The organism is Deltaproteobacteria bacterium, assembly GCA_029860075.1.
GTDB lineage: Bacteria > Desulfobacterota > JADFVX01 > JADFVX01 > JADFVX01 > JAOUBX01.
Map to the genome: position 1 here is coordinate 1 of JAOUBX010000076.1, position 21,336 is coordinate 21,336.

A 21,336-nucleotide genomic window follows, 5' to 3' on the forward strand; every position below is an offset into this window, starting at 1 on the left:
TAATAAATTGGGATTCGGAGATCTCCGAGAGGTACGAGGAGAAATCCTTGTCTTGGATGTGAAAAGTGGTGCCCAGGGACAGAATCGAACTGCCGACACGAGGATTTTCAGTCCTCTGCTCTACCGACTGAGCTACCTGGGCATTGTAGATGACAGATGATCGGCAAAAATGGAGGACATAACTTATACAAAAACGCCTTGACTGTCAAGAGATTTCGTTAGATACTCAATCTTTATTATATTATCCATTGACCCTGAAACAACTCTGGGATAGAATCAAATTCAAAAAAACAATACAGGGGGAATCACGGTAAATATGTATTCATTTTCCGAGATCGTCGAACGAATAAAAAAGATAAAAACCTTTACCAGTGACGAGGATGTTGCCACAGCCCTCCGCTGGAATGTCAATGCGTTAAGCGCTGCAAAAAAAAATGACAATATTCCCTACGAAAAGGTATTGCAGTTTTGCAGCGATGAAAATATCTCCCTTGATCTCATTTTTAAAAGGGAGGGAAAGGCAAGCAATAAAGTCTCTCCCATATTACCAACGACACTGAACAACAACCTCATCAAACTCTTTCACTGCCTTCCCATGGACAGCCAGATGGGACTTGTGGGAATTATCAGCACCTATGTAACGGCAATGAAGGACGAAGAAGCCAGCAAGGCCTACGACAAGTTTCGTGACAGTTTCATGGAAGGGATGAAGAAAAGCAAGTAGCCTCTCCATAGGGAGGGCACCAACCCGGGCCCGTCATTAATTTATTTTAATACCAGGCCTGAAAGGGTAACGCCCCTGCATAAAAAAAGAAAATCGCTTTCATGCTTCACACCACCTGAGTAATTCCCCTGCCCTAAAAGCGGCGCCTTTTGCATCCTCTTTCTTTATCGAGTACGATTTATTGAAAGGGGCAAATAAATGAAAAACCTTAAGTCGGAAAAGATCTTCCATCGGATGGTGGAACTGAGAAGGGCCTTCCATCAATACCCTGAGCTTGCCTTTAAAGAAGAAAAAACAGCCCAACTGATTATGGCCGAACTTGATCGTTTGAGCATTCCCTATAACTATGGCGGAGTCGGCGGCGGAGTCATTGCGGGAATAGTCAGCGGTAATGGCCCGACAGTGGCGCTTAGAGCCGACATGGACGGCCTGCCGGGTGATGAAAGTACGGGACTTTCTTTTTCTTCAAAAAACGAGGGAAAGATGCATGTATGCGGCCATGACGGACATATGGCCATCTTGCTTGGCGCTGCGGCGCTATTGAAAGAAGCCCCCCCCAAAGGGAATGTGGTCCTTGTTTTCCAACCGGCAGAAGAAAAGGGGGGAGGATCGAAACGAATGATAGCGGATGGCGCTCTTAACAAGGTTAAAGCAATATTTGCCGGGCATATAACACGCCATTACAGGGTTGGAGAAATTATGGTGGCAAAGGGTATAATAACGGCTCAGTCCGACAGTTTTGTCATAACCATAAAAGGCAAAGGGGGGCACGGCGCCCGACCTCACGAAGCCGTTGATGCTATTGTCGTTACCGGCCTCCTCATTTCAGCTATTCAAACACTTGTTTCCCGCGAGATCAATCCCGCCCATCCTTCTGTCATCACCATTGGACGCATCGAAGCGGGAAGTGCGGGAAACGTTATTGCAGAAAAGGCAACGCTCATGGGAACGATCAGAACAACCATGCCTGAAGTGAGGAAACATATTATAGACGGACTTCACAGGATGGCCGCCGCAACAGGGCAGCTCCACAATGCCAATGTTGCCGTTGAAATCAGGGAGGGCTACCCGCCTGTCGTAAATAGTGAAAAAGCAGCCGCTATTGCAAAAAAGGCAGCCGTCACCATCCTCGGTAAAGAAGGAGCCCTTGAAATGGATTACCCCAGTATGGGTTCCGAGGACTTTGCCTACTATCTGAAGAAAAAACCGGGCTGTTATGTCAGGTTCGGCGGACGCCGCGAAGGATGGGAAAATATCCCTCTTCATAGTCCTTCCTTCGACTTTGATGAGGAAGTCCTTAAAGTAGGGGCATCCTTTTTCGATGCAGTCGCAAGGATCGCAATAGATGAATTTACTAAAAACGACAATGTCACTTCTTGAATTCAAACCTTCGGAAAGCACAAATATAGGTCTGGAAATGGAGCTTCAGCTCCTTGATCCCGCGTCAATGAATCTAGTTGAAGGAATACTCCCCATCCTGGAAGAAAATAAAGGAAACGATCTGATAAAGGCTGAGTTTAACCAGGAAACAATAGAAGTCACAACAGGAATATGCAAAAATTTCAATGAACTGCAGTCCAATATTTTTTCAACAATATTAACAGTAAAAAACAGCTGCAACAAGCTGGGGATGACCCTTTCCGGCGGTGGCACACATCCCTTCTGCAAGCGTCTCGCCCGGATAACACCCACAAAGAGGTACCTGGAAATTGAAAAAAGAACAGGTTACCTGGCCCATATCCACAGGACCTACTCTCTCCATGTTCACATTGGCATGAAATCAGGTGAAGAGGCGATATATGTCATGAAAAGACTAAGGTCCTACCTCCCCCTTTTTCTTGCACTCTCTGCAAGCTCCCCTTTCTGGTGGGGACACGAAAGCGGTTACGCCTCATACCGCCACAGGCTTCTTGCTTCCATGAGAAGCTATGGCCTTCCCCATTACTTTAAGGATTGGAATGATTTCACTTCATTCTTTGAAGGGGCTTCCCGTGCCGGCGCCTACGTGACGGTAAAAGACCTGCACTGGGACATGAGGCCACGGCCGGACATGGGAACACTTGAGGTAAGGGTCATGGATGGTCAGCCTACGTTGAGAAAAACATTGGCCCTTGCCGCTTTTGTCTATCTCACCGTTGGAGGCATTAAAAAAAGCAGGGATAAAACCAACATTATTGAGCTATTGCCTCTCACCCCTTACTGGGTGGAGAGAGAAAACCACTTTATGGCCTCAAGAAGCGGAATTGATTCTCCATATATTCTGGACAACAGCGGGAATACAAGCCCCACGAGGGATATTATCGATCTAACAATCGACTCGATTAAAAACTCAGACGATATAGGGGGGGCATTCAAACATCTTGACCATGTAAAAGAGATCCTCGAAAAAGGAACCAGCACAACAGAGCAGCGAAAGGTATTTAAAGAAAGGGGATCACTGAAGGCCGTTTCAGCCTCGCTGGTAAAGGAGCTGGAAGAGGAGCTTTTAAATTACACGAATTCACTGAAAGAAAATCATCACAGTCTGTCGGGATAATTGGAAAAAATCCCTTCAACACCAAGCTTTTTCATCCACGCTATCTGCCGGGGATCGTCGACGGTCCAGACAAATACCTTCATGCCCAGCTTGTGAATCCTGCCAACCAGTTCTTTGGTTACAATATGGGCGTCGGGGTGAATAGAAAATAGGCTCAAATCGTTGGCAAAAGAAGAAAATTCATCGGCAACTTCAGCAATATTAAGGCCAAGCTTTATGTCTGAAAAGGCCTCTCTTGAGGCGATCAATTCCTCCCTGCTAAATGACGAAAAAAGAAAATCATCTTTTAACCAGCCCTTTTCTTTTATCGCAGCGCTAACAATCCTGACTGCGGGCAGGGCCGTCCCTTTGCCTTTAAGCTCTATATTCAAGGCGCACCTTTTATCGATAAGGTCTATCACTTCACTCAGGAGGGGAATGCTCTCGCCCTTTCCTGCATCCAGTTTTTTCAATGCTTCCAGTATCATGTCCGGCACAAGCCCGCTGCCGTTTGTCGTCCTCTCAACATTCTCATCATGAATAACGACAAGCTCACCGCTCCGGCAAAGATGAACATCAAGTTCTATCATGTCTGCGCCCAGCTCAATGGCTTTCGAGAAAGCGGGAAGCGTATTTTCCGGTTCATAAGCCGATGCTCCCCTGTGGCCTATTTTTATAAACGCTCTACTCATCGAGGCCGGTTTTGATCTGCAAGAGATGCATAATATCGCTTCGCGTCAGAACACCGCAGAGGCTGACATCCTCATCGGCAACGACAAACCAGCCCATATTGTTCCTTACCATCCGCTCAAGAACCCTTTCCACAGGATCATCGGGCCTGATAAGAAAAAGTGAGAGATCCCTCTCCATAATATCTTCTACCCTTGTCATCTCCCGCTCCGGCCGGGGAACCCTTTTAACTTCTGATATCCTGATGGCCCCTATCACTGTCTCACCTTCAAGGACGGGAAAATTATTGCAATGATGGGCCACAAAATATTCATCGACCACCCTGGCAAGGTTCATCTCTTTTGTAACGGAATAGACATTCCTGTTCATCACCTTCTCCACCAGGAGGCCTGCCAGGAATTCCCTGATAATCACCTGCCTGTAGCTGCCTTCCGCCGCATTTTGAAGAAAAAAACCGATCAGTATGAGCCATAGGCCGTTAAAGGAATGGCCCGTCATGACCTGCAGAAAACCAAAGCCCATCATAATAAAGGCAAAACCCTTTCCTATAGAACTTGCCGTCAATGTGGAGGCCTTGAATCTGCCTGTAAAGTACCACATGGCCGATCTCAGCAACCTGCCGCCATCAAGAGGAAAACCGGGGATAAGGTTAAAGAAAGCGAGAAAGCCGTTAATAAAGCTCGCATATTCAAAGATGGCATAGAATACTCCCCCCTGGGGAACAATACGCGTAAGAAAGTTAAAAGTGAACATGAGAACAAAGCTGCTGACAGGGCCTGCCAGGGCAACTCTGAACTCAACGCCCGGTGTTTTTGGCTCTTCATCCATAGAAGCTACGCCGCCAAAGATGAAAAGAGTAATCTTGCTGATGGGAAGTTTATTTCTTAGGGCAACAATGGAATGGGCAAGTTCATGCAGAAGAACGGAGAGAAAAAGGAGGACTGCCGCAATGACCCCCATAAAAAGGTAATTGCTTCGGGCTATTTCAGGATAATAGTAGGGAAAGTATCCCCTTGTGAGGCTAAAGGCAACGAGAAAGAATATGATAAACCAGCTTAGATCCAGTTCTATCGAAATACCCAGGACCCTGGCCAGCCTTATACTTTTACCAAACACCTGTCATTCCCGCCATATTTGAAACCCACCCTCCTCAAGGTCATTCAATCATAAGCTACTTATTGTTAATACCTTCAACCACTTTCCAGTAGTTAAAGAGATTGACCCCCTCAATTTTTTCGACCTGAAGCTTTGGGATCTCTTCCAGCAAGGGCTCAAGCTCCAGGTCTGTCTTGAATCCGAGATACCTGGAAAGAGGCGAAATGAGCTGTTCCAGACCGGCAATAACAGGGTTATCGCATTTGAAGTGATTAATAAAAACAATCTTGCCGCCCTTTTTGCAGACTCTCATCATCTCATTGAGTACCTTGACGGGATCGGGAACAACGCTGATAACATAGGCGGCGACAACAGAATCAAAATGATTATCGGGAAAGTCCATGTGGGTGGCATCCATCTGTTTTATTTCAACGTTTTGCTTTCCGTGCAGTTCGATGTTCTCCCTCGCCTTGTCGAGCATATGCTCCGAAAGATCAATGCCCGTTACATGACAGTTGTCCGGGAAAAAGGGAAGCGTAAGCCCCGTTCCCACACCGACTTCAAGCACCTTTTCTCCGGGCTGAATGTTGAGCAGATCCACGGAAGCGACCCTTCCCCGATGAAATATTTTACCGAACGTGACATCGTAAATATTTGCGTATCTCTGGTAAGCCTTCTCGATAGAATGTATATCCATTATTCCAACTCCTTTAAGACTGATAACATCTGATTATGTATGCGACCGTTGCTTGCAAGCAGTTCATCGCTGTAAATGCTGTATTCATTCCCGCTGAAATCGGTAATGACTCCACCGGCTTCCATCAGGATGAGGAAGCCTGCCGCCGTATCCCAGGGTTTAAGCCTCATTTCCCAGTAGCCGTCAAACCTTCCTGCTGCCGTATAGCAAAGATCGAGGGCCGCCGATCCCATTCTCCTGATTCCCTGGATCTTCATCAAAAAAGCGCCGAACTTATCCAGGTTGTTGTTGTCATTGCTTTTCCTGTCATAGGGAAAGCCTGTGGCAAGAAGGGATCTTTTCAGTTCACTCGTCTTCGATACACCAATTTCCCTGCCGTTGAGATAGGCCCCCCTACCCTTTATTGCCGTAAAACACTCCTTTAAGGGAGGGTTATAAACAACACCCGCCCTGACAACACCTTCTACTTCAAGGCCGATAGACAGGGCAAAGTGGGGCAGGCCATGGGCATAACTTGTCGTCCCGTCGATGGGATCGATTATCCACCTGGCGCCCGAATCATCTCCGAAAACGCCCCCTTCTTCTGCAAGAACGGCAATATGAGGAAATCGACGGGTAAGAAGCTCTCTGATCAGGGTTTCCGAATACCTGTCCATTTCGGTAACAAGATCGAGTTCACCTTTGTAATCGATCTGCCTCCCCTCGTCACCGAGAACAAGAAGGATCTCCTCACCCGCTTTAAAAACAGCCTCTTTTGCCGCCTCCAGGTATTTTTCCTCTTCTCCCTTAATCATGTGAGAAAAACAGTTTATCAAAAAATACTACCATAAAGGTACTAATTACTTTCATAAAAAAATAATATTTACTTAAATTCCGCTATGACAACAAAAAAAGAGAACACAGAGAAGAAATCGAAAAGAGTAATATTCTATAAAGATGCAGAATCATGTCAAAATAATTAATGAGAAAGGGGCCGCCTAAGCCATTTTCCACCGCCTCTTTTCTGTGGCAGTTAAATGGCGCGCCCATATCAGCTTTTATCCACCCCAAAACGAACTCTCGTAACAAATGCGGGTTAAAACTTGTCGTAATGGATGCGGTCATCATCGATGCCTTTTTCCTTTAGCACCTTGATGACGGCATCGATCATGACCGGTGGCCCGCAGAGATAGGCTTCCTTTTGCACGCCTTCTTCCACGTGCTTGTCGAGAACAAGGTGGATAAAACCTGTTTCCCCTTCCCACTCATCGGTCTCTTCCGGTGAAGAGAGGGCGAAGACATAATGAAAATTAGGGTGTTCCCTGGAAAGGGCCTCAAACTCTTCCGCATAAAAAAGGTCTTTCGTGGCTCTCACACCAAAATAGAGATAGACTTTTCGCTTTGTTTTCCTATGGAAGAGAGAATAGATAATCGACTTAAGGGGCGCCATGCCTGCGCCGCCCCCCACACAGATAACATCGGCATCGGATCGTTCATCTAGAAAAAATTCCCCATAGGGACCGCTGATAAGGCACTCGTCCCCCTTTTTCAGGTTGTGAATATAGGTTGAACCTATTCCACCCGGTACGAGGCGGACAATAAGCTCGATTTCTCCGGGCGTCGAAGGGAGTGATGATATGGAGTAGGCCCGGTAAATAATTTCTCCCTTTGAGTTGGGTACGTGAAACTGGATGTACTGGCCCGGCTTAAATTTAAACTCAGGCTGATCAACAAGGAGGAGTTGAAAACGGATCTCCTTAATATCATAAGTAAGGTCCCTGCTTTTTTTGACTTTTGCCTTATACTCCCTGATGGAGAGGTATTCTTCCGGTATTAAAATATTAAGATCATTCTTTACCTTCACCTGGCAGGAAAGTCTCACATGATTCTCCCGCTCCTGAGGGCTCAGGTAGGGTAACTCCGTAGGAAGCAGCCCTCCCCCACCTCCCACAACCTTTACCTTGCAGTAACCACAGCTCCCCTTGCCGCCACAGGCGGAAGGAATAAATATCTTTTGCGTAAAAAGAGAGGAAAGAAGGCTCTCCCCTCCCGTCAGCTGCAATGTTTTTTCATCATTAACGGTAATAGTGCAAAGACCGTACTCGGCAAGGTATCTGCCCGCAACGATAATGACAAAGGACAGGAAGAGGCTTACGCCCCCCATAATGATGACCGGTGTTACATATTCCATAATCCTTCCTTTAACCTGGAAACCATGATCCAGCTCCGCATTGTCCGGTTAGAAATTTGCATCAACAATTTCTATTTAAAATGATGCAAAAGAATTGTCATTTCCTAAGCGGACGCTACTGAACCCAGCGGCTGTTTCCGGCCTTACTGTACATTCAGCATTCCGGCAAAGCCCATAAATCCCATAGCCATGAGGCCTGCAATAATCATGGTAATACCCGGTCCTTTCAGCCCTTCGGGCACATTGGCAAAACGGAGGCGTTCACGAATGGCAGCCATGGCAAGGATAGCAAGGCCCCAGCCGATGCCACTGCCAAAGCTGTAGACGAGGCTCTCCATATAGCTGTAATCCCTTACGATCATAAATAACGTCACGCCAAGAATAGCGCAGTTGACTGTAATGAGAGGGAGAAATACACCCATTGAATTATAGAGCACAGGGCTAGACCGCTCGATAACCATTTCCACAATCTGCACCAGCGCCGCAATAACGAGAATGAAGAGAACATACTGGAGGTATTCCACCTCAAATGGGACGAGCAGCTTGTGGTAAATAGGCCATGTGGCGGCAGCGGCAATGGTCATGACGAAGGTCACAGCCATAGACATACCCGAGGCTGTCCTTAAATCCCCTGAAAGGGCAATAAAAGGACACATGCCGAGAAAATAGGCCAGTGCTATATTATGGGTAAATATGGAGGCTATAAAGATTGCTGTAATGTCCATTGTTAACCTTTATATTTCATAGTTCCTGTCAACCACCCCTGTGTCCCCTTCTTATCTAGGAGGGGAGGTTAGCATTCCCCCCTCCTATTTTAGGAGGGGCCGGGGGTGGTAAATAATATCATTCAAAAAAATTATTATTATCACCGGGATACCGTTCTTAGTATCCATATGTAAAGCCCCAGCACGAGAAAAGCCCCCGGTGGCATAACCATAAGCACCCAGGGTTCCCACCAATCACCAAATACTGCATACCCGAGATAGGTTCCGAAACCGAGGGGCTCCCTGATGGATGACAGCAAGAGGAGGGAAAAGCTGTAGCCTATCCCCACACCAAGAGCGTCCAGTACTGAAGGAAAGGGTCTATTGACGGAAGCAAAAGCCTCGGCCCTTCCCATGATGATGCAGTTGGTAATGATGAGGCCTACATAGGGACCGATCTGTTTGCTGATGAGCGGGTAAAAAGCCTTCAGGTATATATCGACAACAACAACAAAGGTGGCGATAATAACCGTATAAACGGCCATTCTTACCTTTCTCGGGATGTAGTTTCTAAGAAGCGATACAGAGAGAGAACTTGAAAGGAGGACAAAGGCAGTGCCCAGACTCATGGCAATGGAGTTACTCACCCTGTTAGTCACAGCCAGGGTGGAGCAAATACCGAGCACCATACGGAAAGTGGGGTTGTCCCTTATTATTCCGCGAGTAAGGATGTTTTTCATATTTGCTGCCGACTCAGCCATGATTTATCTCTCTTAAGGAATCGATATAAGGCCGTGACGCCTCGTTGATGATCTTTTCGAGACTCTTGCTGGTAATGGTGGCCCCCGTTATTGCTGATACGTCATTTGGACCGGGTTTTTCGCCTCTTACTTTTATGAGAATCACCTCATTGAGGCTTTTTGATAAAAACTGTTCCCTGAAATGACGTTCCTCTATCCTCGCCCCCAGTCCCGGCGTTTCTCCCTGCTCGAGAATTTCAATTCCTGTGATTTTCAGCCCCGGTATGCTGACACCGACCATAACCGATATGGGCCCCCAGAAACCGGAACCTGTCAGCTTAAAAGCTGCTCCTTTTATTACGTTGTTATCCTTTCCTCCCATAAAAAAATAGACCTTTCCTGCGGAGAGCTTTTGTTCCTTTATTCTTTCCCTGTAAATTTCTTCGAGCTCCCTTTCTGTCTTTTCAAGTTCAAGAACGGAAAGCAAGGCCATTTTAAAATTCCTCTCCCTGTTTTTAATGATAATATCGCGCGAAGCGGCATTGACGGCAGCCAGCATGAGGGCTGACACGGCAGAAACGGCAAAGAGAACGACAACAATGAGAATCTTTTCTCTCATACCCTGACCTCTCTGTAGCGGTAACCGAGAACAATACGGTCGATGAGTGAGGAAAAGATATTCATAAACAGAATGGCAAACATGACCCCCTCGGCATAACCCGAATAGCCCCGAATAAGGATAGTAATGAGTCCGCAGGCAGCGCCAAAAAACCACCTGCCCTCTTTGGTGAAAGGGCTCGTCACGGGATCGGTGGCCATAAAAAAAGCGCCGAAAAGCATTCCTCCTGAAAGAAGCTGGAACCCTGCCGGAGCGAAGAGGGTGGGATTGACTGCGTGAAAGATAAGGGAAAATATAAGCGCACTTCCCAAAAAGGAGAGCGGTATACGCCAGTCGGCAACCCTGGTAATAAGGAGGAACATGCCTCCAATAAGCACTAAAAAGGCCGACGTTTCCCCTAAAGAGCCGCTTACATTTCCCCAAAAGAGGTCCCACAGCGGCGTCAGTTCCCCCTTCATCTTGTAGAGGGCCAGCGGTGTTGCACCGCTAATTGCGTCTCCCTGGTAAGTCATCAATCCACCCCAGCCTGACATAGGCGAAGTCCAGTTAGCCGTCATGGCAACGGGAAAGCAGATGTAAAGAAAGACACGGCTCACAAGTGCCGGGTTAAAGACGTTATAGCCCGTGCCGCCAAAAACCTCCTTGCCAAAAAAAACACCCATAAAAATACCGAGCGCCACCATCCATAGGGGAAGGTCAGGAGGAAGAATGAGAGGATAGAGGATACAGGTAACAAAGGCCCCTTCACTAATCTCTTCTTTTCTGATGACGGCAAAAGTTATCTCTACAGTGAGGCCCACCATATAGGAAATGGCAATGATAAGTACAGCCCGCCAACCGAAATAGTAAATCCCTGCCACTGCTGAAGGAAGAGCAGCAAAGACGACGAAAATGAACATACGCTTTAAGTTATTGCCGTCTCTTATGTGCGGAGCGCCGACCGTAACGTCATCGCCACGGAAGAAAAAGCCATCGACGGCATTGAGAAGTGGTTTTAAGGGTTTTAAGCGACTTTTTTCAAGCCGGCCGGAGGCGGTTTCAAGCATTTTTTTGATCAATCCCGTCATGGCGCGCTCTCGGTTTCCAGGGATTCCAGCTTTCCAAGTCCTTTGGGGTGAGACCACCTGCCCCTTTCTTCAAGCGACTTTTTTCCTTCAATAATATCTTTTCCGAGGAGAATCTTGGAGGGACAGACAAAGGTGCAAAGACCGCAGTCGATGCACAATTCAAGACCATATTTTATGGCCTCTTCAGCCATATCGTGCCTGATGTAACGGCTGTAGAGGTGAGGCACGAGCTGTCTCGGACAGACATCTTCACAGTAGCTGCAATAGATGCAGGCCCTGCCTTCGCCCTGCATGTTCGTTTCGGCCCGCCTTGTGAAAAACCTTAAAAAAGAGGAAATATATTCCCTCGAATAGGAAAGGAGGTCAAAACCGGGCCTTAAAAAATAGAGGAACTCCTGCTCCCTGTTCTCTTCAAGGAGCGTAAGCGCCGAAAAGGTCCGCTCAACAGGGTGCCTTGCACTCTCAAGAGGCGCTCCCCGCATGGCTCCTCCCACCAGGATGCGTTCTTCCACCCCCACTTTTATATTGCCCAGAAGCAGCCATTCCACAGGCGAGCCCACGGCAACCTTCATGAGCCTGCTTTTTTCAGCACCGGGGCCACCAATGGCAATGGTCCTTTCTATGAGCGGCTTACCGATGACAAGGGCCTCATAAACATGAAGCACATCTTGTATTGTGAGAACAACAAGACCGATTTCGGAAGGCGTCCCCCCGGCAGGTACTTTGTTGCCCGTCGTCAGTTCGCTGATGATGGCGTCCATATGGAAGGGATATTTGTTTTGAAAGGTGTGAACTACAATCCCACTTATCTTGAATTTCTTTATCTCCTCTGCAAGAGCTGAAGCCTTTCCAAGGGTGATATGAATATTACCTTCAAGCTGAAAAAGTTTTTTAAGAATCTTGAGCCCTGTTACAAAATCCTTCAACCTCTCCTTAAGAAGCTGCTCCTGGGGGAGAGAAAAGGGCTCCCCTGAAAGACCATTGATGACAAGACCCTTCACCCCATCAGGCTTTAGATCCGACGTATGGTGAAAGCTTGGGATTCCCGTCGAACCGAGTGCAGTAACACCGGCAAGGTAAAGAATTTCACTGATCTCATCTGCCGTTTTGTCTGCCGACCCACCCCCCGGAACAGGTACATAGCCCCTTTCATCCTTATGGTCCCGGCGAATGACAACACCATAGTGCGGCTCATGGCCTTCCATGAAGGATTCAAAATACTCAACGACACCATTAATGGATGAGTGGACGGGAGAAGACCAGCTATGGTCGTCGCGGCCAATGATCTGGCCTGCCCTGACATGATCGCCCTTTTTGACGAGAGACAGGGTTTCAGCGCTGAAACCCTGCTTGAGGGGGATGATAACCTTATCCGGCAGTTCGGCTCGTTCAATGGGGCCCGAATAGTCCCCGCCATGAAGTTTGCCGAAATGGTAGCCGCTTCTTAACAGTCTCCTTGACTGGAAAAACATTTTTCACGCCTCAGAAAAATAAAGGACAGGTTCAATAAGAAAGACTATCAGGTGAAGGAGGGAGTTTCAAGTTAATTGGTTTTTGGAGGGGACAGAAGAGATTAGACACAGATTTTCACTGATCATTTATGGTTTACGCAGATACGAGCTGCAAGACAGAGAAAGAGGCAGCTTATAAATCTTGTGATAAAGACTTTTCTTTAAAGTCCGTCATTTATTTTCTGCTTGCCTAATTATAAAGCATCATAATTTTTCTGTATAAATCTGTATCAAAAACGGTTCTTAAACTTAACTGTTCCTGTCCAGACTCCTGTACTGTATGGCCTCCGAAATATGCCCCGACTGAACCTGCTCTGCCCCCTCCAGGTCGGCTATGGTCCTGGCAACTTTCAGCACCCGCGTATAGGCCCTGGCTGAAAAACCGAGCTTGTCAATGGCTGTTTCCAGCAGCTTATGCCCCTCTTCCGTAGGCTTGCAATAAGTCCTTACGTCCCTTGACGACATCTGGGCGTTGCAATGGACCCCTTTCTTTTCCCTGTACCTGGCTTCCTGTATCTCTCTTGCCCGCTTAACCCTCTCTCTTATCTTTTCAGAAGGTTCGCCGTCCCTTTCATCTGAAAGCTCCTTATATTTTACGGCAGGCACTTCAATCTGAATATCCATCCGGTCAAGGAGGGGGCCTGAAACACGGCTTTTATATCGCTGTGCATGCAAAGGCGTACAGGTACAGTCATGGAAAGGATCGGTGCTGTAGCCGCAAAAACAGGGATTCATGGCCGCCACAAGCATAAAGCTCGACGGATAGGTAATGGTCGTAGCTGCCCGCGATATGGTTACAAGGCCATCTTCCAGCGGCTGGCGCATCACTTCAAGCACGTTCTTTTTGAATTCAGGAAGCTCGTCAAGAAAAAGAAGTCCGTTGTGGGCAAAGGAAACCTCACCCGGTCTCGGCACCTGCCCACCGCCGATGAGGCCCGCATCGGAAATGGTATGGTGGGGCGCCCTGAAAGGCCGCAGCGCAATAAGGGAACTTTCCTCATTGAGATTTCCTGCAATACTGTGAATCTTGGTTGTCTCAATGGCTTCATCAAAGGTAAGCTGAGGCAAAATTGTCGGTATCCGCTTGGCAAGCATCGTCTTTCCCGAACCCGGAGGACCGACCATGAGAATATTATGTCCGCCCCCCGCCCCCACTTCGAGGGCCCGTTTGGCATGCTCCTGTCCCCTTACATCGGAAAAATTGAAGGGACTTTCCGAGTTTTTAAGAAAGAGTTCTCCAATGTCGATACGGCTCGCTTCTATCTCCATCTCACCGTTTAAAAAGCGGACGACATCGGAAAGAGTCCCGGCTCCAAGTATTTCTATACCGGTAACGACGGCCGCCTCACGTGAATTTTCGAGAGGAAGAACAACGCCCCTGAAACCCCTTTTTTTGGCTTCTATGGCAATAGGGAGCGCTCCCTTGACAGGTTTCACCTTGCCATCGAGGGAGAGTTCGCCAATAAGCAGGTAGTCATTAAGCCTTGCTGGTAAAATGACAGAGGTAGCGGCCAGTATGGCAATGGAAATGGGAAGGTCAAAGGCGGCCCCCTCCTTTTTAATATCGGCAGGCGCCAGGTTGACGGTAATCTTCCGTGGCGGGAAATCATAGCCTGAATTTTTTATGGCAGCCCTTACCCTGTCGCGGCTCTCCTTAACGGCCCCGTCAGGCAGACCAACAGTAGCAAAAGCAGGCAGCCCCAGGGCAATATCGGCCTCCACCTCGACAATGTAAGCGTCAACTCCGAGAACTGCGCTGCTTAAAACCTTTGAAATCATTATTTATTATTCTCCCTGAAATTTTGTCTGTAGCTATCTAGCATAGAATTCACGGGAATGCAAAAAGAAAATAATTGTGAAAATTTATGGGGTCAATATATTTACCCATTAAAAGTATGTTTATTTGAATTTTGCCCAAAAAAGCAAAAAAAGCCGAGTATTTTATTTTTCAATGCCTTATGATTTTAACTAAGTCAGAAAAAAGTAGCACCTTAGGTTGGGGTATTGGTCTTTGATTAATCTGAAATATTAAAAGGAAAAAATCCAGAAATACATAGTATAAGGTAAAAGTTCATAACGAAAAGGCAAACTCCGGGCGACCGGAGGACGCAAAGTTACCTGTCCCGAAAATAAATCGGGAGAGAGGGACCGCCGAAAGATGAAAAACAATCTATCAAAATTTCTTTTTCTTCCTTTTTTACCATCTGCACTTTCTTATCCACTTGCAAGGCATTTCACTGCCGGAGCTTTCTACATACCTGAAAGCCATGTCAACAACATATACCACTCAATAGAATTCACATTCCTCATCATCAATGCGCCCCTATTCGTTGTAAAAAACCGGATAGGGGCTTTTTTTCTAAATGTTTTTTTAATCGACGATATAAGGCCTAAAATAATTTTGGGGAGGGATTGAATATGAAAAAGTATAGGTGGGTTTTTCAGATAATCTTTATTTTTACTATAACTTCTTGTGGGGGAGGATCCTGTGAATTTATACCATCTGAACCCACTGATAATGACGGAGATGGATACTACGCTGATCAAGCACCTATAGACTGTGATGACTCTAATCCTTTAATTTACCCTGGAGCAACAGAATTGTGTGATGGTGAGAATAATAACTGTGATGCACGTGATATAGTAGATGAGAACTGCATAGATTGTTCCCTTTACATGATTATCGGTTCTACGGTTAATATTTCAAATGGCGGTCTCTCTCATGATCAATCTCTTTTTGAGGGGCTTACTCTCTACTACAATAGCCTGAATTCATATAATGAATCCCTTGGAAGCAAGTGGAATCATAGTTATGATATACGGGTTTTTGAGTCAGAAGCCGGCTATGTTTTATTAAGAGATGCCAGGGGTAAAATGAAACTTTATAATTTGTCAGAAGATAATGATTCTGGTCAGCTTGAGAACTATACGAGTGGTGATACTGAACAGCTTGCCAATTACTCAAGTGACTTTTCTATCTACTCAAGTGACTTTGCCAATTTTTCAAGTGACTTTTCTAACTACTCAGGGGATTTTACCAATTACTCAGGCGACTTTTCTAACTACTCAGGGGACTTTGCCAATTACTCAAGTGATTTTTCTAATTACTCAGGTTTATTTGGGAATAATACAAGCAATAATTCAAATGAACCGGAGAATTACGATATAGTTTATGTGAGCCCACCAGGGGATTATTCAATTCTCACAAAAACTGATGGTCTGTTTACACTTAGAGGTAAAGATGGCAGGGTTACTAAGTTCAACGGAGATGGCAAAATATTATCTGTGACGGACAGGAATGGCAATAGCTTAACTTTTACCTACATTGATGGCCATCTAAGTTCTGTTACAGATTCCGAAAATCGGATAACAACATTTACTATTAGTGATAGCGGTCTAATAAATATGATTGAGTCGCCTTCCGGCAATAAATACAGCTTTTATTACAACGGAAGCGGTAATTTAATTGAAGTAGTTTATCCGCAATCAGATGGGTCTATAGCAAGTTGGAAGTACACCTATTATGATGAGTCATATCTTCACTCGAAGACTGATTTTAATAATTATGTTGTAACTTATTATTATGATGATAAGGGAAGAGTAACATCTTCTGAATCAAATGATGGGAGCACACGTCACATAGAATACAACCAAGAGAATAAAGAAACTAAAATAACTGCTGAGGATGGAGGACTTTGGAACTTTACTTATGATGATTTGCTTGGAGTAACGACAAATATGGTCGACCCGGAAGGCGGGATCACAGCGTATACTCATGATAACAACAGGAATCGAATATCCACTACAGACCCGGCAGGAAATGTGACCTACTCCACTTATGACGAAAATGGAAATAGGACTTCAAAAACAGATGCTGAGGGAAACTCTACATTTTATACATTCGGAGAATATGGCAAGGTTTCTTCAGTAACAGACCCCGAGGGGTACATTACAACTTTTATATACGATCAGGAGGGGAACCTGTTACAGAAAATCGATCCCACTGGAGCTATAACGAGTTATGAGTATGACACACGAGGTAATGTCACGATGATTATTGATGCCATGGGGCGGGTCACCAGTCATACATATGATGACCAGAATAACCTCAAGACAACCACAGACCCGACTGGTGCAACTACAATATATGAGTATAATGCGCAAGGTAAAATGACAAGCCAAACCAATTCCAATAGTAACAATATACAAATGGAATACGATAGTTTGGGTCAACTAATCAAGGTTATAGATCCATTTAATGTTGAGACAACATACACCTATGACCAGAAGGGTAATAGAGCTTCTCAAACTGATGCTAACGGTAATACTACATACTATGAATATAATAATCGAGGGAAATTGGTTAAGGAAATTGATGCATTGGGAAATATTACCCAATACAACTATGAGGGTGATGGATGTTCTACCTGTGGCAGCAGTGTTAATCAGGGTAAGCTCTTATCCATAACTGACGCTAACGGAAATAAAACAATTTTTGACTATGATTATTTAGGAAGACTACTAATGGAAACAGACCCGCTCGGGAATAGCATCACATATGAATATAACCTGGCGGGTAACATGATTTCCAAAACCGATGCCGAGGGAAATACAATATATTATGAATACGATAAAATGGGAAGACTCATTAAAAAAGTATATCCTGATAATAGCCTTGAGGTTTATACTTTCGACGCCAGAGGAAATATTGTAACTACAGCCAATAAAGATATGGGTTATTCATTTACATATGACGTAAACAACAGGATAACTTCTGTGATTGATTCCAATGGACTTCATATTAAGTATGAGTATGATGAGGTTGGAAATAGAATCAAGATGATTTCTCCTGATGGCGAAATAACAACTTATACTTATGATGAGTCTAACCATATAAAAGAAATTGTACGTGGAGAGGTTTTTACATTTAATTACGATGAACTTGGCAGAAGAAGCTCACTTACTTATCCAAATGGAGTAGTAGCAATATCAAATTATGATGCCAAAAGCAGACTGACTAATATTGAACATTTGGCATCGGATGGTACGTTGGTAGCTAGCAATGCTTATACACACGACAACGTAGGTAACCGTCTAAGCAATACGAGTCATGAAAGAAAGGCAGACTATCAGTATGATAATATTTATAGGCTTAAGGAAGCAAACTACACAACCCCTGGCTGGAGCACTACCACCAGTCATAAAGGTGGGGCTGGTATTACGCAAGGTATTGCCAATGCAATAGAACAGCAAACAGAAATATACACTTATGATTCTGTTGGGAACAGGCTAACCTCGGAGCACTCAAAAGTATATACTTACAACGAAGGTAACCAGCTTGTAACCTTTAATGGTACCAATTATAAATATGACAAGAACGGTAATCTCATTTTCAAAACTAATGGCACTAACGCGATTACATATAGTTATGATTATGAGAACCGTTTGGTTAAAGTAACAAAAACTTCTGGAGAAAAAACCACTAATGTGACCTTTAAATATAATTCGTTTGGTCGACGTATTGAGAAAAAAGTTACTGTAAACGGTTTGACTAATACAATAAGATACTTTTACGATAAAGAAGATATTTTATTTGAATATGATGAAAATGGAAACCTTGGTAATAGATATATTCATGGTCCAGGCATAGATGAACCATTAGCCTTAATAAATAAAATGGGCACCTATTATTATCACTCTGATGCTCTCGGTTCCATAATAGCCTTGTCAGATAATAACCAAAATGATGTACAGACATATGACTATTATTATTTTGGTAAATTAAAAAACCAAAAGGGAAGAATTAAGCAACCTTACAGGTTTACCGGAAGAGAGTGGGACAAGGAGCTCGGTCTTTACTATTATAGGGCAAGGTACTATGACGCGGATGTGGGCAGGTTCACACAAAAAGATCCGATAGGGTTTAAGGATGGGACTAATCTCTATCTTTACGTTAAGGCTAACCCGGTTAATGATATCGACCCTAGTGGAGAAGCAGTCTCCAAATGTTCAAGACCCCTTGAAAGTTGGGCTGCAAATGTTGTAGCCAGTTTGTTAGGCTATCAGCATGTTTATTTATGGGTTGATAGTATGACGCCGGATGAAGGTCAGGGTTTTGGACTTGCACCAAGAAATAACTATTTTGCTTGGACAGGTTTTGGGGTAGAGGGCTATATAAAAATCGAGCCAATTAAATCAGATTGTGAAACGGTTACAGACGACCCCTGCCTTGAGTTGAAGGTAGAACGAATAATTAAGATAGAACAAAAAAAATCTCAAACTTACAAGTTATATACTTGGAATTGCTACGACTGGCGTGATGAGGTAATAGATAAAATGAATGGGTACTATTATTAATGCAGAAATAAATGTATAGATTATTTCTAGTGCTTTCTGATCCCCTCTTCATCCAAGGAAGGGGAACTACTTCTTGCCATAAAGTAGGGGACAAGTTGGAAAAACTATTGCAACGACTTTAAAATGAGGCATACTTAATTGGGAGTTAATAACATGTTACTTCAAAAAATAATTATTACAGCAATAGCTGTTTTTGCCCTGATGGTGACCGTGTCATGTAATACCGGAATGCATATGGCCGGGAATAAGCTGCCGGGCTATATCGAAATAAGTTTTGATAATGGTATTAAAAAAATAGCTTTATCGTCTGGCAATGTAAAAGAAATAATCAAGCGAAAATCAGACTTTTCGATAGGAAGTTTTGATGTTTCTCCCGATGGTAAAAAGAGAGTGTTCGCAACACGGATTGGCCGCAAATCAGGCTTGGTACTTTATTCCACTGAAAAAGATATGAAAACTGTAGTTCGTAGAAAGTTTGTTGGTTATCCTTCTTTTTCGCCGGATGGTAATACTATTGCGTATCTCTTTCAAAAGAAAGAAAGGGTGAGAAAATACTGGTTCACTGATAGCTATCTATATACCGTCAATGTTGATGGTAGCACAGATAAAAAGGTTTCAGAGACATCAGTTTTTTACTATCACAGGCCTTCCTGGTTTCCTGATGGCAGAAGGTTGGCGGTAGGTACCAGAGACTTTACTATCAGGATTATTGACCTCGATAAGGGTACGGAGAAAAAGATAATAGATTTCGGCAGTGCACCAACGGTATCGAATGACGGGAAGACCATAGCCTATCTATCAAAAGATACAGATGAAGCCACAAAAAAGAAAATCGTTGATTATAAGAATATAACATACAAAGAATACAAGGAAACCGTTCTCGATAAGCATGAGAGAGATGAAGAAATGTGGGAACTTTCAAAATTATTTATCAAAAACTCAATCTACCTCTACGATGTTTCCACGAAGGAGAGCAGGAAACTGACTGAAGAAATAACAGTGGAAATGCCTGTAGTCTGGTCGCCTGATGATAAGTATTTAATATATAATGACAGGCGGGGGATATCTGATGAGATATTTGCTGTTGAAATTGAAACAGGGAAAAGGTTTAAAGTAACCTCCGAGCATGGTAGAGTTATGGTTTGGCGAAAATAAAAACGGAGATTTTTTTCTGTCCTATTATGCAAAACATATCAAAATATAAAAAAAACGGGATTTTAGCAGTTGTGACCTCCCTTTTGCTGGTCGTTGCATCATGCAAAACCGGAACATATTTTTACGGGAAAAAACTGCCGGGTTATATAGAAGTTGTATCTGATCTTTCTATCAAAAAAATCGACCTGAGTTCCGGCAAAAGAGAAGATGTTACAAAAAGGGGACCCTTTGAGGTAATGAATTTTGATCTTTCACAAAATGGAATGGATAGAATAATTGCTCTAACTAAAATGGGAAAAGGCAAAACAGAGTTGGTACTTTTTACTGATGGGAAAGAGACGCGAACTCTTGCCAGTAAAAATCATGTGACTCATCCCTCTTTTTCACCGCAAGGGGATACCATCTCATATATATTCCAAAAATACAAAAAAAGAAAAACAAAATACTGGCTCAATGATTGCTATCTCTATTTGGTTAATATCGATGGTAGTATGGATAGAAAGGCTTCTCAAAGCTCAATTCGATGTTTCCCAAAGGCTTCCTGGTTTCCGGATGGTAGAAGATTGGCGGTAGGCACCAAAGGTTTGAGCATCATTGTAATTGATCTCGACAAAGGGACAGAGGGAAAGGTAATAGACTTCGGCACTGCTCCTACGGTATCGAATGATGGCAAAAAGATAGCCTATTTGTCAAAAAATGTAGATGCAGCGACAAAAAAGATGATGAGTGATTTCCAAAATATAACTGTCGAGGCATATTATAATAAATCCTACCTTAAGGGCTATGAAGGGAAGGAGGGAGCTAAGAAGTTTAGTACGTTATTTTTAAAAAACTCCATATATGTGTATGACATTAGTACAGGAGAGAATAAACGATTAACGGGGGACATGATAATTGAAACGCCAATCCTGTGGTCGCCCGATGATAATTATTTAGTATATGACGAAAGGCTAGGGGAAGCTGGTGACATATATGCCGTTGAAATTGAAACAGGGAAAAGGTTTAAAGTAACCTCCGAGCATGGCAGGGTTATGGTTTGGCGAAAATAATGTAAATTTATAACCTCTCTTCTAACAAGATCTTTTTTTAATTAACCTGCTTAAGTAAAGTTCCCTCACAATTCAGCCTCCAGTTCAAATTCAAAGGTTGTATTGCGTTCATGTTGTGAGAATATTATGTCCGCCCCCCGCCCCCACTTCGAGGGCCCGTTTGGCATGCTCCTGTCCCCTTACATCGGAAAAATTGAAGGGACTTTCCGAGTTTTTAAGAAAGAGTTCTCCAATGTCGATACG

The 21,336-nt window shown here is 44.3% G+C and carries 17 protein-coding genes, 1 tRNA gene and 1 riboswitch; of the genes, 6 read left to right on the forward strand and 12 right to left on the reverse strand.

What is annotated here, in order from left to right; all coding sequences use genetic code 11:
- Positions 1 to 66: 66 nt before the first annotated feature.
- A tRNA-Phe gene (locus OEV42_17680) sits at positions 67 to 142 on the reverse strand.
- A gap of 174 nt (positions 143 to 316) precedes the next feature.
- Here OEV42_17680 and OEV42_17685 point away from each other — a divergent pair.
- The 3 genes from OEV42_17685 (at position 317) to OEV42_17695 (ending at position 3,260) form a co-directional block, all read left to right on the forward strand.
- The gene (locus OEV42_17685; protein ID MDH3976107.1) at positions 317 to 724 is read left to right on the forward strand and encodes a hypothetical protein; all 408 of its coding nucleotides are present in this window, start codon (positions 317 to 319) and stop codon (positions 722 to 724) included.
- A gap of 198 nt (positions 725 to 922) precedes the next feature.
- Entirely contained in the window at positions 923 to 2,104 is a 1,182-nt protein-coding gene (locus OEV42_17690) for a M20 family metallopeptidase (protein ID MDH3976108.1), read from the forward strand.
- Positions 2,070 to 3,260 (forward strand): YbdK family carboxylate-amine ligase, encoded by a 1,191-nt coding sequence (locus OEV42_17695; GenBank protein MDH3976109.1) that lies wholly within the window; start codon positions 2,070 to 2,072, stop codon positions 3,258 to 3,260. Before OEV42_17690 ends, OEV42_17695 begins: the two co-directional genes overlap by 35 nt.
- Here the strand turns inward: OEV42_17695 and OEV42_17700 are convergent.
- From OEV42_17700 to OEV42_17750, 11 genes are all read right to left on the reverse strand, one after another.
- On the reverse strand, positions 3,242 to 3,931 hold the full coding sequence (locus OEV42_17700; GenBank protein ID MDH3976110.1) for a glycerophosphodiester phosphodiesterase family protein: 690 nt from the start codon (positions 3,929 to 3,931) through the stop codon (positions 3,242 to 3,244). The two genes, OEV42_17695 and OEV42_17700, sit on opposite strands and share 19 nt — an antisense overlap.
- The gene (locus OEV42_17705; protein MDH3976111.1) at positions 3,924 to 5,045 is read right to left on the reverse strand and encodes a site-2 protease family protein; all 1,122 of its coding nucleotides are present in this window, start codon (positions 5,043 to 5,045) and stop codon (positions 3,924 to 3,926) included. The genes OEV42_17700 and OEV42_17705 overlap by 8 nt, the downstream gene beginning before the upstream one ends.
- Positions 5,046 to 5,100: 55 nt before the next feature.
- Positions 5,101 to 5,721, reverse strand: coding sequence for a methyltransferase domain-containing protein (locus OEV42_17710; GenBank protein MDH3976112.1), 621 nt, complete (start codon positions 5,719 to 5,721; stop codon positions 5,101 to 5,103).
- A complete protein-coding gene (locus OEV42_17715; GenBank protein ID MDH3976113.1) occupies positions 5,721 to 6,536 on the reverse strand; it encodes an inositol monophosphatase in 816 nt (271 codons plus the stop codon). The genes OEV42_17710 and OEV42_17715 overlap by 1 nt, the downstream gene beginning before the upstream one ends.
- 260 nt (positions 6,537 to 6,796) lie before the next feature.
- Complete coding sequence (locus OEV42_17720) at positions 6,797 to 7,891, reverse strand: FAD-binding oxidoreductase (GenBank protein MDH3976114.1); 1,095 nt, start codon at positions 7,889 to 7,891, stop codon at positions 6,797 to 6,799.
- Between the two features lie 143 nt (positions 7,892 to 8,034).
- On the reverse strand, positions 8,035 to 8,616 hold the full coding sequence (locus tag OEV42_17725) for an NADH:ubiquinone reductase (Na(+)-transporting) subunit E (GenBank protein MDH3976115.1): 582 nt from the start codon (positions 8,614 to 8,616) through the stop codon (positions 8,035 to 8,037).
- A 140-nt stretch (positions 8,617 to 8,756) separates the two neighbouring features.
- Positions 8,757 to 9,356: an electron transport complex subunit RsxE gene (gene rsxE, locus OEV42_17730; GenBank protein MDH3976116.1), complete on the reverse strand. Its 600-nt coding sequence runs from the start codon at positions 9,354 to 9,356 to the stop codon at positions 8,757 to 8,759.
- Positions 9,349 to 9,954: an FMN-binding protein gene (locus OEV42_17735; GenBank protein MDH3976117.1), complete on the reverse strand. Its 606-nt coding sequence runs from the start codon at positions 9,952 to 9,954 to the stop codon at positions 9,349 to 9,351. Before OEV42_17735 ends, rsxE begins: the two co-directional genes overlap by 8 nt.
- Positions 9,951 to 11,021 (reverse strand): RnfABCDGE type electron transport complex subunit D, encoded by a 1,071-nt coding sequence (locus tag OEV42_17740; GenBank protein MDH3976118.1) that lies wholly within the window; start codon positions 11,019 to 11,021, stop codon positions 9,951 to 9,953. Before OEV42_17740 ends, OEV42_17735 begins: the two co-directional genes overlap by 4 nt.
- Positions 11,018 to 12,493, reverse strand: a complete 1,476-nt coding sequence (locus OEV42_17745; GenBank protein ID MDH3976119.1) for a 4Fe-4S dicluster domain-containing protein — start codon at positions 12,491 to 12,493, stop codon at positions 11,018 to 11,020. The genes OEV42_17740 and OEV42_17745 overlap by 4 nt, the downstream gene beginning before the upstream one ends.
- 288 nt (positions 12,494 to 12,781) lie before the next feature.
- Positions 12,782 to 14,311, reverse strand: a complete 1,530-nt coding sequence (locus OEV42_17750; GenBank protein ID MDH3976120.1) for a YifB family Mg chelatase-like AAA ATPase — start codon at positions 14,309 to 14,311, stop codon at positions 12,782 to 12,784.
- Between the two features lie 294 nt (positions 14,312 to 14,605).
- A riboswitch (cyclic di-GMP riboswitch) is annotated at positions 14,606 to 14,688 on the forward strand.
- 262 nt (positions 14,689 to 14,950) lie between these two features.
- Between OEV42_17750 and OEV42_17755 the strand changes: the two genes are divergently transcribed.
- The 3 genes from OEV42_17755 to OEV42_17765 all read left to right on the forward strand — a co-directional run bounded on the left by OEV42_17755 (position 14,951) and on the right by OEV42_17765 (position 21,093).
- Positions 14,951 to 18,889: a MopE-related protein gene (locus OEV42_17755; protein MDH3976121.1), complete on the forward strand. Its 3,939-nt coding sequence runs from the start codon at positions 14,951 to 14,953 to the stop codon at positions 18,887 to 18,889.
- 153 nt (positions 18,890 to 19,042) lie between these two features.
- Positions 19,043 to 20,044: a hypothetical protein gene (locus tag OEV42_17760; protein ID MDH3976122.1), complete on the forward strand. Its 1,002-nt coding sequence runs from the start codon at positions 19,043 to 19,045 to the stop codon at positions 20,042 to 20,044.
- A 26-nt stretch (positions 20,045 to 20,070) separates the two neighbouring features.
- Entirely contained in the window at positions 20,071 to 21,093 is a 1,023-nt protein-coding gene (locus tag OEV42_17765) for a hypothetical protein (protein MDH3976123.1), read from the forward strand.
- Positions 21,094 to 21,336 lie beyond the last annotated feature (243 nt).

Bases quoted from the DNA above. Each gene is read 5' to 3' on its own strand.
- OEV42_17750 (MDH3976120.1), bottom strand. From the start codon at position 14,311: ATGATTTCAAAGGTTTTAAGCAGCGCAGTTCTCGGAGTTGACGCTTAC.
- OEV42_17735 (MDH3976117.1), bottom strand. From the start codon at position 9,954: ATGAGAGAAAAGATTCTCATTGTTGTCGTTCTCTTTGCCGTTTCTGCC.
- OEV42_17740 (MDH3976118.1), bottom strand. From the start codon at position 11,021: ATGACGGGATTGATCAAAAAAATGCTTGAAACCGCCTCCGGCCGGCTT.
- OEV42_17685 (MDH3976107.1), top strand. From the start codon at position 317: ATGTATTCATTTTCCGAGATCGTCGAACGAATAAAAAAGATAAAAACC.
- OEV42_17745 (MDH3976119.1), bottom strand. From the start codon at position 12,493: ATGTTTTTCCAGTCAAGGAGACTGTTAAGAAGCGGCTACCATTTCGGC.
- OEV42_17695 (MDH3976109.1), top strand. From the start codon at position 2,070: ATGAATTTACTAAAAACGACAATGTCACTTCTTGAATTCAAACCTTCG.
- OEV42_17755 (MDH3976121.1), top strand. From the start codon at position 14,951: ATGAAAAAGTATAGGTGGGTTTTTCAGATAATCTTTATTTTTACTATA.
- OEV42_17765 (MDH3976123.1), top strand. From the start codon at position 20,071: ATGCAAAACATATCAAAATATAAAAAAAACGGGATTTTAGCAGTTGTG.
- OEV42_17725 (MDH3976115.1), bottom strand. From the start codon at position 8,616: ATGGACATTACAGCAATCTTTATAGCCTCCATATTTACCCATAATATA.
- OEV42_17720 (MDH3976114.1), bottom strand. From the start codon at position 7,891: ATGGAATATGTAACACCGGTCATCATTATGGGGGGCGTAAGCCTCTTC.
- OEV42_17760 (MDH3976122.1), top strand. From the start codon at position 19,043: ATGTTACTTCAAAAAATAATTATTACAGCAATAGCTGTTTTTGCCCTG.
- OEV42_17690 (MDH3976108.1), top strand. From the start codon at position 923: ATGAAAAACCTTAAGTCGGAAAAGATCTTCCATCGGATGGTGGAACTG.
- rsxE (MDH3976116.1), bottom strand. From the start codon at position 9,356: ATGGCTGAGTCGGCAGCAAATATGAAAAACATCCTTACTCGCGGAATA.
- OEV42_17700 (MDH3976110.1), bottom strand. From the start codon at position 3,931: ATGAGTAGAGCGTTTATAAAAATAGGCCACAGGGGAGCATCGGCTTAT.
- OEV42_17710 (MDH3976112.1), bottom strand. From the start codon at position 5,721: ATGGATATACATTCTATCGAGAAGGCTTACCAGAGATACGCAAATATT.